This window comes from Arcobacter denitrificans (SeqCode) (assembly GCF_048571185.1).
In the GTDB taxonomy this organism is placed as follows: Bacteria; Campylobacterota; Campylobacteria; order Campylobacterales; family Arcobacteraceae; genus Arcobacter; species Arcobacter denitrificans.
In genome coordinates this window covers 448,601-461,597 of sequence record NZ_CP182350.1, presented here as the reverse complement: position 1 = coordinate 461,597, position 12,997 = coordinate 448,601, and the positions used below count along the sequence as shown (strand labels likewise).

The window sequence follows — 12,997 nt, the reverse complement described above, 5'->3', positions numbered from 1 at the left end:
TCCTTTATATTATTTCAGGATCGATGATATGTTTTTTTAAAGTGCTTTTTGCTATTTCATGTTCACCAATAGCAAGGTTTTCTAACTCATTGATATGAAGTACTGGAATATTTATCTCTCTTCCAATTACTCTTTGCATATTTTTTCTGTTTGAATCAAGTAAATAAAAGTCTTGGTCATTATCAACAACAATAAAATCAGCTCCACTATCATAGGCATCAAGCATTAAGTTTGAAGTTATTTTATATGTTAGTTCTGGGTTTATATGAAAAGTATCTTTTGCCAAATCTTGATTTAGTGTTTGAAGATTTAATACTTTTGCTTTTAAGCTAGAGATTAAATTTGATTTTTCTTGTGAATCTTCTGATTTTAAATAGGCTAAGTTAAAATCTTCAAAGGAGTGCTTTATCTCCAAAGAGTTTTTAAAACTACCAAAATCAATCGATTTTGAAGTATTAAATTTTTGTTCAGTTGCTGGTTTTGCGATATTTAGCTTATTTCTTAAAGCAATAATTTTATCCTCAAGTGTTTGGTCAAAATTTAAAATTCTATTACTTAAGCTTGTATGATACTCTATTCCATATTCGCAATCTTTGATTCTATTCAAAATATCTTTTTCTTTATTTGGAAATTTTTCTATTAAATGTGATGCCAATAATAATATCGCATCTCCAATATAATCATGCTCTATATTTAAAGTATTTGAAGCATAAAAATAAGGTTTGTATGATTGATAAAGTTCTTTAAACTCTTTGTCAATTTGATTATTTAAAATATCTGAACTTATAAACTCAGCTAAAATTGAAAGCTTAGAATTGAAGTCATCTTCATTCATAATAAAATCTTTATTAACTCTTCTTATGCTTAATGGTTCAATTCTTATATCTGCACCAAAAGCTGTTTTGATTTGTTTGCAAGTAGTCATTACACTCATGTAAATCCCATTTACAACAATGTAAGTTTGTTGATTATTTTCAAAAGAAAATTCATTTTCACTATTAAGTTTGTTTAAAATAGTTAAAAGAGTATTGTTCTCATCCATATTTACAAAGTGTTTTGTATAATATGGTAAATAATCAGATTTACAATCAAATCTAAATAAAGAGATATCAAGTTTCATATTTGTACCTTAAATTTGTTTTAATTTATTTTAGTTAAATATTTCTTAATGATGTATAATTTTTAAACAATTACTACTCATTGAAGCTTTTTATATTAACACCTATATTTGCTAATTTCCCTTCTAAATCTTCATATCCTCTATCTAAATGATAAATTCTATGAATATTAGTCTCTCCCACAGCTACTAAAGCTGCAAGAACCAAGGCAGAACTAGCTCTTAAATCAGTAGCCATAACATCTGTACCATTTAACTTATTTGGCGTTCCTGTTATAGAAGCGATATTTCCATTTAAGTGTATATCAGCACCCATTCTAAGAAGTTCACTTACATGCATATATCTGTTTTCAAACAGTCTTTCATCAATAGTACTTGTCCCATTTGCTTGGGTAGCTAGTGCCATAAATTGTGCTTGCATATCAGTTGGAAAACCTGGATATTCTGTTGTTATTATATTTACAGGCATAATATTATTACTTGGAAATACAGTGATTGTATTTTTTGTTGTTTCAACTTTAAAATTCATCTCTTCAAGTTTTGAAGTCACAGCTTCTAAATGCAATGGCTCAACATGAGTAATTGTCAGTTTAGAGTTTGTAATCGCTGCTGCACACATATATGTACCAGCTTCAATTCTATCAGGAATTATATCAAAATCTTTAAATTCCAAAAGTTTTTTATTTGTACCCTCAATTGTAATATCAGAACTACCAATTCCTTCTATTTTTAAACCAGCATTTTTTAAAACTTCACACAATTGTACTATCTCTGGCTCTTTTGCACTATTTATTATTTGTGTTTTTCCTTGTGCTAGTGCTGCTGCCATTATTGCATTTTCTGTTCCACCCACGGTAACTTTATCAAAAACAATTTTTGCACCCTTTAAACCATTTGGTGCCGTAGCTTTTATATACCCAGCTTTTATTTCAATAACTGCACCCATAGCTTCCATAGCCTTTAAGTGTAAATCAACAGGTCTTTGTCCTATAGCACAACCTCCTGGAAGTGAAACTTCACAATGTCCAAATCTAGATAATAGTGGTCCTAATACAAGAATAGAAGCTCTCATTGTCTTTACAATATCGTAAGTCGCTTTTGTCTCTTTTAGGTTTTGTGTAGAGATTTTGATTTTGTTTTTATCTTTTGAATACTCTGCCCCTAGTTTTTCTAGAAGTTTTAACATCGTGTTAATATCTACAACATCAGGAAGATTTCCAATATTTATTTCATTGCTTGCAAGTATTGTTGAGGCAAGTAGAGGTAAAGTGGCATTTTTAGCACCTGAAATTCTTATTTCTCCTTGTAGATTTTTAGAAGAGTTCAATTTTAAATATTTCATTTTGTTCCTATTGGCTTATTTCATCATTTTAAGTTATTAAAACTATTTTTTACTTATTGAAAATAACCGAATTTTAACAAAAAATTGATTAAAATTCGGTTTTTACACCTTAGGAGCAAAATGGACACAGAAACTTCACAGGGCATAAAGCTTATGCTTTTTGCATCACTTTTATTTGCTTTTATGGGAGCCTTTGCCAAAGAGTTAAGCTCTTCTATGAGCTCTGTAGAAGTAGTTTTTTTTAGAAATATATTTGGTGTGGTACTAATAGCTCTATCTTTATATAAAAAACCTATAATGCAAAAAGGTGGTAAACCATGGCTGCTATTTTTTAGAGGTTTTGTTGGTTTTGCTGCACTTTTAATGTTTTTTTACAATATATCAAATATTTCACTTGCACAAGCCATGACTTTTTCTAAGACCTCTACAATATTTACTGCACTATTTGCATATATTTTTATAAAAGAAAAACTAGGCTTTAAAGGTTGGATAGGTATTTTTATAGGTTTTATTGGAATACTATTTATTACAAAATTTGATGGTGGCTCACTTGAAAAAACAGATTGGCTTGGTATTTTAACAGGAGTTGGAGCTGGACTTGCTTATACTTCAGTTCGAGAGCTAAGAACATACTATGATACTAGAGTAATTGTTTTATCTTTTATGACTATTGGCTCAATAGGTCCTGCTATTTTGATGTTTATAGGAAACTATTATACAAACGATACTTTTGATTTTTTATTTGGAGAGTTTGTTATACCTAGTTTAAGTGACTGGGTCTTTATCATACTTATGGGAACCACAGCAACATTTGCTCAAGTTTTTATGACAAAAGCTTATGCAAGTGCAAAAGCTGGGATTGTTGGAACTATCTCTTATAGTACATTAATCTTTGCAATAGCACTTGGAATGATACTAGGGGACAAATTCCCAGATATTTGGATAATATTAGGTATAATTTTAATTGTTATTAGTGGAGTTTTAGCTTCAGGCAAAAAAAAGGAATGAATGTGGATTGGGATTTAGAATTTACGATAATAGAGTGGAGTATATTTTGGCTAGTAATAATTGCTTGGTATGTACATGATAGATATGTACAAAGAGATCATCAATTATTAGTTAATTATCCAATAATTGGACGTTTAAGATATGTATTTGAAGAGGCAAGAGAGCCTTTTAGACAATATTTTGGTGATGAAAAGTTTTATGAATCAAAAGATAAGTTAGATTGGCTCAATAAAGCTTGTAGGGACTTGCCAAATTATGCCTCTTTTTCCCCAAGCCAGCCATTACCAAATCCTAAATTTATGATAAGACATGCAAATATTGTATTAAATGATGATGAAGTAGACGGAAAATTTGAAGTTACTTTTGGACCAAAAAGAAAGAAACCATATACAGCAAAAACAATAATTGGTAGATCTGCTATGAGTGATGGTTCTATCTCTCCGGAGGGAACAAGAGCCTTTGTAAAAGGTGCATATGACGGTGGCTTCCCAATAAACTCAGGTGAGGGTGGAGTAACATCAAACTTTTTTGTTACTCATCAAGATTATAAAGCTGATTATATGAAGGTAATACATGGTACAAGCTTTGAAAAAAAGATAAAAGATATTGTACAGTTCTTCTTTAATGGAGCAGTTGCAGCTGATGTTTATAGAAAACTTGTTTTTGGAAAAGATTTAGAAGCTGAAACTTATGTGTTTGATTTAAAGTCAAGATTATTTCATAGAGTAAATTGGAATGCACCGCTTGAGAGTTTTCCAAAAGAGGTTCCAGAAGATATACCTGATATTATATTTCAAATAAGTTCAGGTTTATATGGTGCTAGAGATAAAGAGGGTAAGTTTGATCCTGTAAGATACTCAAAAGTTATGAAGTTTTGTCGTATGACAGAGATAAAGATGGCACAAGGAGCAAAACAAACAGGTGGAAAGTTAGCTGGACATAAAGTAACTCCTGCAATTGCATATTATAGAAATGTTGAAGCATATAATGATGTCTTTTCACCTAATAGATTTCCATATGCAAATACTATTGAAGAGCTTTTTGATTTTGTGGGAGAATTACAAAAATTATCTGACAAACCTGTTGGTATAAAGATTGTAATATCTGATATAGAAAATATAGAACCATATGCAAAAGAGATTAAAAAAAGAGTAGATGAGGGAAATGATGCAGTTCCTGATTTCATATCAATAGATGGAGGTAGTGGTGGAAGTGCCACTGCTCCAATTGAAATGATGGAAAGAGTTGGTCTTGATATAAGAGATTCTATTTATTTAGTGAATAAGGTTTTAAAAGAGTTTGGAGTTAGAGATGAGGTTAAACTTATTGCTAGTGGAAAAGTATTAACACCTGATGATATTATTATTCTTATGTCAATAGGGGCTGATTTTATTCAAATTGCCCGTGGGTTTATGATGAGTGCAGGTTGTATTAGAGCTAGGTACTGTTCTGGTACAACAGGGCATGATTGTCCAGTTGGACTTGCTACTCAAAATAAATCAAAAAGAAAAAAATACTTTGTACATAAACAAGCTAAAAAAGTGAGTAATTACCATAAAAACTTATTAAAAAGTGTAAAAGGTATGTTGGCAATTATGGGACTTAAAAGTATTGACCAACTAAATATTCATAGACTTATGTTTGTTGATAAAGATGCAAAAGTTTATGATAACATCGATGAAGTATTTAAAAGAAAATTAAAAATTGGTAGAGATATGGAGGACGAGTACCATGAATCTAGATAAAGTTATTTCAGGTTTTTTTATAATTTTAGCAATGACTGTAAACTTTGGTTTTGTTTATGGTGATCTGGATACCCTAGTTCATCATAGTAAATACGAACTTTTTGCTGCTATTGTTATAAATATAATTGCAACTGTACTTAAACTTGGAGATAGAACACAAGTGGGTTCTGTGCTTTTAGCAACTTCACTTGTTGCTGATATCCAATTAATAGCAGCTGCAACAGTTTGGACAATAGCAACTTATGCAAGTGTTGTTGATTCTGAAATTATTACAACTGTGATTTCTCTTTCAGCTGGAGCATTGTTGGCAAATGTTGTTTCTGTTTTGTTATATGTTGGAGATACATTAAAATCAAGACGTTAGTTAAAATGTTTTATAAAATAGGTTAGGTTAGTTTTGTCAAATAGTACACTGTGGATAGTTCTTCTTAGAATGAGAATGCCTTTTATTGTAATAATAGTTACATATACTATTGCTATATTAGGGCTTTTATTAATAGATGGAATGGATGATAAAGGTAATCTCTATCATATGTCTATTTTTGATGCTTTTTATTTTATCACTTATACAGCAACTACAATTGGTTTTGGTGAAAGTCCTTATGCTTTCACTTATCCTCAAAAACTTTGGGTTAGTTTTTCTATTTATCTTACTGTTCTTGGCTGGTTTTATGGTATTGGAACCCTTGTATCTTTAGTACAAGATAAACTTCTTTTAGAGGAGTTAAGAAGAGCTAAATTTAAAAGAAATGTAAAAACCCTAAGACAAAGTTTTATAATAGTATTAGGCTATAACGCTATTACTTCTGCAATAATAAAAAAAGCCCTAGAATTTGACATACGAACTGTAGTAATTGAATCAGATGAAAGTAGAGTAAATGAGTTACTTTTAGAGAACTATACCCCTTATGTTCCAATTTTACTTTCCGATGCAAACTCACCAAAAGTTTTAGAAAGTGCAGGAATAACAAAAAGTCATTGCAGAGGTTTAGTATCTTTATTTAGTGATGATAAGTTAAACCTAAAAATAGCTGTTATGGCAAAACTATTAAACAAAAATTTAAAGCTAGTAGTAAAAGCCACAACAGTAAATCAAGCTGAAAACTTAACTGACCTTGGAGTTGATATTATTGCAAATCCATTTTCAATTATTTCAAAAGAGATTGATGTTGCCTTTAAAGCACCAAATATACTAAAACTAGAAAAGTGGATTTACAAAATAGATACCTTAAATGGACACACACCAAGGTTCCCAGTAGGTAAATATGTAATTTGTGGTTTTGGACGTATGGGAAGTTATCTTCATAGAAGACTAAGTGATAATGGAATAGAACTAGTCTTTATAGAGTTAGATGAAAATAAATTAGTAAATTATAAAGAAGATAGTGTCTCTAAAATAATCATTGGTGATGCTGATGATAAAGAGATGTTAACAAGAGCAGGTATTAGTGAAAGTGTTGCAATAATTGCTGCAACAAATGATGATACAACCAACTTATCTATTTTGAGTAGTGCTAAAAGATTAAATCCAAAAATCATGACAATAGCAAGGGATAATGACTTAGGACATATTTCTATGTTTGAAAACTCTAAAATCGATCATGTGTTTTTACCTGCAAATATTTTAATAAATAAAACTACAAATGCCCTTATAAATCCACTGTCAAATATATTTATACAAGAGATGATAAACAAAGATGAGACTTGGGCTTCAAGTCTAGTGGCAAGACTTACACAAACAATAGATGAAAATCCTTTATTAGAAGAGATGGATATAAATATACAGGATTCTCCAGAAGTTTACAAGCACTTAGATAGTGGTAAAGAGTTGAAATTAGAGATATTTAGAACATCATTACATAACCGAGAGTTAAACAATAATGTAGTACCCTTAGTTTTAATAAGAGGTGCTGAGAAGTACCTAATTCCAAAGTGGGATATGAACTTACAAAAAAAGGATAAAATCCTTTTTGCTTGTGATGAATATGCAAGATATGATATGCAATATATCGCACAAAATATTTATGAGTTTTATTATGCCTATAGTGGAAAAGAAAAAAGAACAATTTTAAAAAGGATATTTAAGTGAAAGTTTTAGCAGGACCTTGTGTTTTAGAAGATAGAGATACTGTATTTAGAATAGCTGAAAAATTGAAGCCTTTAAGTGAAGATAAAAGAGTAGAATTTTATTTTAAAGCTTCGTTTGATAAAGCAAATAGAACAAGTTTGGATTCATATAGAGGACCTGGACTTGATGATGGTTTGAAACTTTTTGAAGAGATTAAAAAAGAGTTTGGGTATAAGTTGATAACTGATATACATGAGTCACATCAAGCAGCCCCTGCGGCTGAAATAATGGATATCTTACAGATACCTGCATTTTTGTGTAGACAGACAGATTTACTTGTAGCTGCTGCAAAAACATCTTGTATAATCAATGTAAAAAAAGGTCAGTTTTTAGCAGCTGATGCGATGAAACATCCAATTGATAAGATTCTAAAAACTAGAGGTGTTGATGAGGTTAATTATCAAAACTCCCTAGATAAAAATGTATGGCTTTGTGAGAGAGGAAATACTTTTGGATACGGGGCGTTAGTTGTTGATATGAGAAACCTACTTCTTATGAAAGAGTACGCACCTGTGATTTTTGATGCAACTCACTCTGTTCAAATACCAAGTACGGGAGGAACTACTGGTGGAAACTCTGCCTTTGTACCTTCTATGGCAAAAGCAGCTGCTGCTGTTGGTGTTGATGGCTTCTTTTTTGAAACACATGTAGATCCAAGTGTTGCAAAAAGTGATGGTCCAAATATGTTGAAAGTCGAAGATTTATATAAGACTATAAATGAGATTTTTGCAATCCAAGAGGCTTTAGGATATAATAAGCCCCTTATATAAAATTTTCGGAGAAATTTAAATGAATATTATTGAAGGTAAATTAAGACTTGACGGTAGCGAAAAAGTTCTTATTATAAATGGAAGATTTAATCATATTATTACTGATAGATTAGTTGAAGGTGCAAAAGATGCCTTTGTTAGACATGGTGGAAATGAAGCAAACCTTGATTTAGTTTTAGTTCCTGGTGCATTTGAAATTCCTTTTGCCCTAGAAAAAGCATTGGCATCAGACAAATATGATGCTGTATGTTGTGTAGGTGCAGTTATAAGAGGGGCAACTCCACATTTTGATTATATTTCAGCTGAAGCTACAAAAGGTATCGCAACAGTTGGTATCAAATCAGGAAAACCTGTAGCAAATGGTGTTTTAACAACTGATACAATTGAACAAGCCATAGAGAGAGCGGGAAGTAAAGTAGGGAACAAAGGTTCTGAAGCTATGATTACTATTATTGAGATGTTAGATTTATATAAAGAGATGGGAAAATAGATTGGCAACAAGAACACAAGCAAGAGAGTCTGTAATAGGCCTTTTATATGCATATGACTTAGGAAATGAAGGGATTGTAAAATTTGTAGATGAAATCCTAGAAGACAAAAAAATAAGAAACAAGCAAAAAGAGTTTGCACTAAATTTATTTAATGGCGTAGTAAATAACTATGCAGTTATTAATAAACATATCGAATCTCATCTTAATCAAGGAACAATAAAAGATATTGGTTCTGTAGAAAAATCTATTTTAAGACTTGCTATTTATGAAATACTTTATGAAACACTAGATAGAGCTATTATAATAAATGAAGCAATTGAATTATCAAAAAGACTAGCTAGTGATGGTGCACCAAAGTTTATAAATGGTGTATTGGATAAAGTTAGTAAGGAAGTTTAATGAAACTTTGTATTTCATTGGACTTGCCAAGTGCTAAAGAAAACCTTGCAATAGTAAAAGAGATAAAAGATTTTGATGTATGGTTAAAAGTAGGACTTAGATCATATATTAGAGATGGAAAAGAGTTTTTAGAGGATTTGAAAGCTATCAATCCTAAATTCAAGATTTTTTTGGATTTGAAACTTTATGACATACCAAATACTATGGCTGATGCAGCTGAAGAGATATCAAAGTTTGGACTTGTAGATATATTTAATGTACATGCAAGTGCTGGAGAAAATGCCATGCAAACTGTCATGGAGAGAATCAAAGATATTCCAAATAGACCTTTAGTTTTAGCAGTTACTGCATTGACCTCTTTTGATAATGAGAGTTTTAAAGCAATATATAATGAAGATATCTCAACAAAAGCTACCAAACTAGCAAAAGATACATATAACTCAGGTGTTGATGGCGTTGTTTGTTCTGCCTTTGAAAGTTTAGATATCAAAAAAAATACTTCAGATAGTTTTATCACTCTTTGTCCTGGAATTAGACCTTTTGGTGAAGATGCAGGAGATCAAAAGAGAGTAGCAGATATACCATTTGCAAAAGAAAATTCAGTTGATTTTATAGTGGTTGGAAGACCAATATATAAAGATACAAATCCTAAAGATGTAGTAAAAAAAATCTTAGAAAATATTTAAATCTTTTCAATCAAAAAAAATTTATAAATAAAGTAAAAAAATAGCAAAAATTAAGCGATTTTTTAACTTTATTTGTCTAAAATCACAGTCCTAATTCAAAGAGGACAGTTGGGTGAGCTGGCTGAAACCACATCCCTGCTAAGGATGCGTACTGGCAACGGTACCGAGAGTTCGAATCTCTCACTGTCCGCCACTATTGAATTAGTTCGGGTCTATAGCTCAGTTGGTTAGAGCACTCGGCTCATAACCGAGTGGTCCTGTGTTCGAGTCACAGTAGACCCACCACTTTTAAGCACCATTTGATGGTACTTAGATGAAGTTTTATAAACTTCTTTTAAAAATGTAAAAATTTATTTTTAATACATTTTTAATACAACTTATAAAAAAGCGGGAGTAGCTCAGTTGGCTAGAGCTTCTGCCTTCCAAGCAGATTGTCGCGAGTTCGAGTCTCGTCTCCCGCTCCATTAAAAAAGCCCTATGAAAGAGAATTTGATTCTTTTTCATAGGGCTTTTTTATTTTAAACTTAACTATAATACGGCTATTTTCTATGTATACCAGTTGTAATTTATATTAATTATTTTTTATCAATTTTTTCTATAATCCAAGAAAGCTTCAATAAAGCATCCTTTTTATTAATTGCAACACTTACATTTATAGCATCATTTGCTAATTCAGAGAGTAGGTTTTTATCTATATTGCAACATTTGATTATATTGTTTATATCTTCTTCATCATTTGAAGCATATCTTGATATCTTTGTTATTATTAAATCAACTGGACTTAGAGTATATATTTCAAACTTATCATCAATAGTTTTTATCAACTCTGCTCTATCTTCAAAATCTTCATGTAATAATCCAAGTGTTGGATTATATGTATGATCATAAGAGACCTGGTTAATATTCTCATTTTCATCTAACCAAACAACTGATAAATCTCCAGGTATTTTTACTCTATGAGATAATATCAAATCTACATCATCAGATACTCTATTGTTAGTATAAAAGTGAACGGCACAACCACCTGTAATATATGCTTTAATTGGATAAGCCACATTATTAGGTATTTGTTCACTAATAATATCCATCATCTTATAAATAGCATTTTTAAAACTATTTTCAAAAGCTAACATTAAAAGCTACCAGTCATTTTATATTGATTAAATCTAGCTACATCTATTCCACTAGTCAATCCATACATATTTGCTAATCCATTTTTTGTTTCATTTTTATTATCATAATAAAATCCAACATTTGGTTTTGTTTTAAAATTTAAATTAGCAACTTTGTTTGTTAAAAAGCTATATAAATATCCAGCTCTTGCTCTTGCACCTAATGTCAATGTTCTATCTTTTGTGAATTTCAATAATAAATTAACATCTAATCCTGAAGTTAAAAGAGGATAAAGTTTTCTTTCAAAATCCCTTTGATTAGTAAAATATTTTTCATTTTCCAAAAGTTGTTTTAAATCTTTGTCTGTATCTCTTACTAATAATTTTTTTGCATTTTCATAATCTAGGTTTTCTAATAAATGATATAGATCTTTTCTTTCACTATTTTTCCAATGTCTTAATGTTCTATCTGAAACACCCAATAAGTCATTCATTTGTTTCTGTGTCATATGAACTCCTTTATATTTTTTATAATTATAGGCAATTATTGCCGTTTTTGTCAACCCATATGGCTTGAACTATTAGATTTTTTAAAATTTATTATCACTTTGAATCCATATATAATCATTTAATCTGATTTAATGCTTTTTTTAAAGTAGCCATTTTTTTAGGATGGATTTTATATTTTCTGATTCTTTTAATTTTTCTTCAAGTTCTATGTTTTTTCTGTAAAGTTCAACAGCTTTGGATATTGATTTGGTTATAGTTATATTATCATTTATAGTATCATTAAGAATTTTAGTTTCATATCCGATAGCTTCAGATAATTCTTCAATTGTAATACTTAAATTATTACATGTCAAATTAATTATATTAATATTGTTACGACACCAGTCTTGAACCTCTTCACTTGTTAATTCAAATTGTTTATCTCTGCCAAATTTACTGATTGGAATGACCCCAATATCATAGACATTAAATAATTCAGTTAATACCTAAACTTATTTAACAGAATTATTGTATCTTTTTTCAAATTCATTTGGACTTATATGTCCTAAATAACTATGTCTTCTTTTTGCATTATAAAACATCTCAATATATTCAAATATCTTTGATTTTGCTACCTCTCTTGTTATAAATACATGCTTACGAACTAGCTCTTTTTTAAGTGTTTTAAAAAAACTCTCAGCAACTGCGTTATCATAACAATTCCCTCGTCTACTCATACTAGGAATAATATTATGTTTATTTGCAAATACTTTATAATCATAAGAACTATATTGACTCCCTTGATCTGAGTGAAGTATAACCTTTGAATTTATCTTATTTATTCTTTGTGTAGCCATTTTCATTGCATTTAAAACTAATGGTGTTGTCATTCTATGACTTGTATCCCATCCAATAACTTTTCTAGAAAATAAGTCTATAACAGTTGCTAAATATATCCATCCTTCATGCGTTCGAATATATGTTATATCACTAACCCAACTTTCATTAGGTTTATTAGCGATAAAACATTGTTGTAAATGATTTGTATATGCTTTATGTTTAGCACCAGCTTTATGCTTTGGTTTGCGTTTATAGGTTCCTACACCATATAACTTAGCTTGAGTCATAAGTCTTGCTACTCTTTTTTTATTTACAATAATACCTGATGCTATTAAATCTTTATGAATATTTCTATATCCATAAATCCCATTACACTCTTTAAATAGCTCTTTTATGTGAATAGTGAGTTTCTGATTCGATTGTTCTCTATTTGAAATGGGTTGTGTGAGCCACTGATAATATCCACTATGGTGTACTTGCATCACTTTACATAGTTTTCTTACTGCATAAAGTGAACTATATTCTTTAATAAAAGAGTATTTTAGTTTGTGTGGCTTGCAAAGTACACCGCGGCCTTTTTTAAGATATCTCGTTCTTCTGTAACTCTTTTGAGTTCTCTTTGTAGTTTTTTAATCTCTGCACTTGAGGAATCCAATATTTTATGTTTTTCTATTGCTTCTGGGGACTCTAATCGTTTAATCCAATTACGAAGTGAATTACTATTTACACCTAAGCGATTTGCTGTATCTGTTATGCTATACCCATTTTTAATAACTTGATTAACTGCTTCTAATCTAAATTCTTCACTATATACTATTCTTGCCATTTTTTAACCTTTGCAAATTTTACAATGATTTTTATCATTGATAT

At 30.2% G+C, this 12,997-nt stretch carries 14 protein-coding genes and 3 tRNA genes; 11 read left to right on the top strand and 6 right to left on the bottom strand.

Annotated features, from left to right (window positions below):
• Nucleotides 1-4: 4 nt before the first annotated feature.
• Together ACNI28_RS02385 and murA are read right to left on the bottom strand one after the other, a co-directional pair.
• On the bottom strand, nt 5-1,120 hold the full coding sequence (locus ACNI28_RS02385; RefSeq protein ID WP_419765285.1) for a DUF5644 domain-containing protein: 1,116 nt from the start codon (nt 1,118-1,120) through the stop codon (nt 5-7).
• Between the two features lie 73 nt (nt 1,121-1,193).
• On the bottom strand, nt 1,194-2,459 hold the full coding sequence (gene murA, locus ACNI28_RS02380; protein ID WP_419765284.1) for a UDP-N-acetylglucosamine 1-carboxyvinyltransferase: 1,266 nt from the start codon (nt 2,457-2,459) through the stop codon (nt 1,194-1,196).
• Nucleotides 2,460-2,579: 120 nt separating this feature from the next.
• On the opposite strand from murA, the gene ACNI28_RS02375 reads away from it, so the two are divergent.
• The 11 genes from ACNI28_RS02375 (at nt 2,580) to ACNI28_RS02325 (ending at nt 10,150) form a co-directional block, all read left to right on the top strand.
• Entirely contained in the window at nt 2,580-3,467 is an 888-nt protein-coding gene (locus ACNI28_RS02375) for a DMT family transporter (RefSeq protein ID WP_419765283.1), read from the top strand.
• Nucleotides 3,464-5,212: a glutamate synthase-related protein gene (locus ACNI28_RS02370; protein ID WP_419765282.1), complete on the top strand. Its 1,749-nt coding sequence runs from the start codon at nt 3,464-3,466 to the stop codon at nt 5,210-5,212. Before ACNI28_RS02375 ends, ACNI28_RS02370 begins: the two co-directional genes overlap by 4 nt.
• Complete coding sequence (locus tag ACNI28_RS02365) at nt 5,199-5,576, top strand: DUF6394 family protein (RefSeq protein WP_419765281.1); 378 nt, start codon at nt 5,199-5,201, stop codon at nt 5,574-5,576. Before ACNI28_RS02370 ends, ACNI28_RS02365 begins: the two co-directional genes overlap by 14 nt.
• A gap of 33 nt (nt 5,577-5,609) precedes the next feature.
• Complete coding sequence (locus ACNI28_RS02360; protein ID WP_419765280.1) at nt 5,610-7,301, top strand: potassium channel family protein; 1,692 nt, start codon at nt 5,610-5,612, stop codon at nt 7,299-7,301.
• Entirely contained in the window at nt 7,298-8,110 is an 813-nt protein-coding gene (gene kdsA / locus ACNI28_RS02355; RefSeq protein WP_419765279.1) for a 3-deoxy-8-phosphooctulonate synthase, read from the top strand. Before ACNI28_RS02360 ends, kdsA begins: the two co-directional genes overlap by 4 nt.
• A 19-nt stretch (nt 8,111-8,129) precedes the next feature.
• The gene (gene ribH, locus ACNI28_RS02350) at nt 8,130-8,600 is read left to right on the top strand and encodes a 6,7-dimethyl-8-ribityllumazine synthase (protein ID WP_419765278.1); all 471 of its coding nucleotides are present in this window, start codon (nt 8,130-8,132) and stop codon (nt 8,598-8,600) included.
• Nucleotide 8,601: 1 nt separating this feature from the next.
• Nucleotides 8,602-9,000, top strand: coding sequence for a transcription antitermination factor NusB (gene nusB / locus ACNI28_RS02345; protein WP_419765277.1), 399 nt, complete (start codon nt 8,602-8,604; stop codon nt 8,998-9,000).
• Nucleotides 9,000-9,686 carry an orotidine-5'-phosphate decarboxylase gene (gene pyrF, locus ACNI28_RS02340; protein WP_419765275.1) on the top strand — a complete coding sequence of 229 codons (687 nt, stop codon included), beginning with the start codon at nt 9,000-9,002 and terminating at the stop codon, nt 9,684-9,686. The genes nusB and pyrF overlap by 1 nt, the downstream gene beginning before the upstream one ends.
• A gap of 102 nt (nt 9,687-9,788) precedes the next feature.
• A tRNA-Ser gene (locus ACNI28_RS02335) sits at nt 9,789-9,879 on the top strand.
• 15 nt (nt 9,880-9,894) lie between these two features.
• A tRNA-Ile gene (locus ACNI28_RS02330) sits at nt 9,895-9,971 on the top strand.
• A 102-nt stretch (nt 9,972-10,073) separates the two neighbouring features.
• Nucleotides 10,074-10,150: transfer RNA gene (locus tag ACNI28_RS02325), tRNA-Gly, on the top strand.
• A gap of 111 nt (nt 10,151-10,261) precedes the next feature.
• On the opposite strand, the gene ACNI28_RS02320 is transcribed toward ACNI28_RS02325, so the two are convergent.
• The 4 genes from ACNI28_RS02320 to ACNI28_RS02305 all read right to left on the bottom strand — a co-directional run bounded on the left by ACNI28_RS02320 (nt 10,262) and on the right by ACNI28_RS02305 (nt 12,953).
• On the bottom strand, nt 10,262-10,819 hold the full coding sequence (locus ACNI28_RS02320; RefSeq protein ID WP_419765274.1) for a DUF6036 family nucleotidyltransferase: 558 nt from the start codon (nt 10,817-10,819) through the stop codon (nt 10,262-10,264).
• Nucleotides 10,819-11,307, bottom strand: a complete 489-nt coding sequence (locus tag ACNI28_RS02315) for a helix-turn-helix domain-containing protein (protein WP_419765273.1) — start codon at nt 11,305-11,307, stop codon at nt 10,819-10,821. Before ACNI28_RS02315 ends, ACNI28_RS02320 begins: the two co-directional genes overlap by 1 nt.
• Before the next feature lie 141 nt (nt 11,308-11,448).
• Complete coding sequence (locus tag ACNI28_RS02310; protein WP_419765272.1) at nt 11,449-11,661, bottom strand: hypothetical protein; 213 nt, start codon at nt 11,659-11,661, stop codon at nt 11,449-11,451.
• 138 nt (nt 11,662-11,799) lie between these two features.
• A protein-coding gene (locus tag ACNI28_RS02305; RefSeq protein ID WP_419765270.1) for an IS3 family transposase occupies nt 11,800-12,953 on the bottom strand; the annotation gives its coding sequence in 2 pieces (ribosomal slippage) (nt 11,800-12,713 and nt 12,713-12,953; 1,155 coding nt in all).
• Between the last annotated feature and the right edge of the window lie 44 nt (nt 12,954-12,997).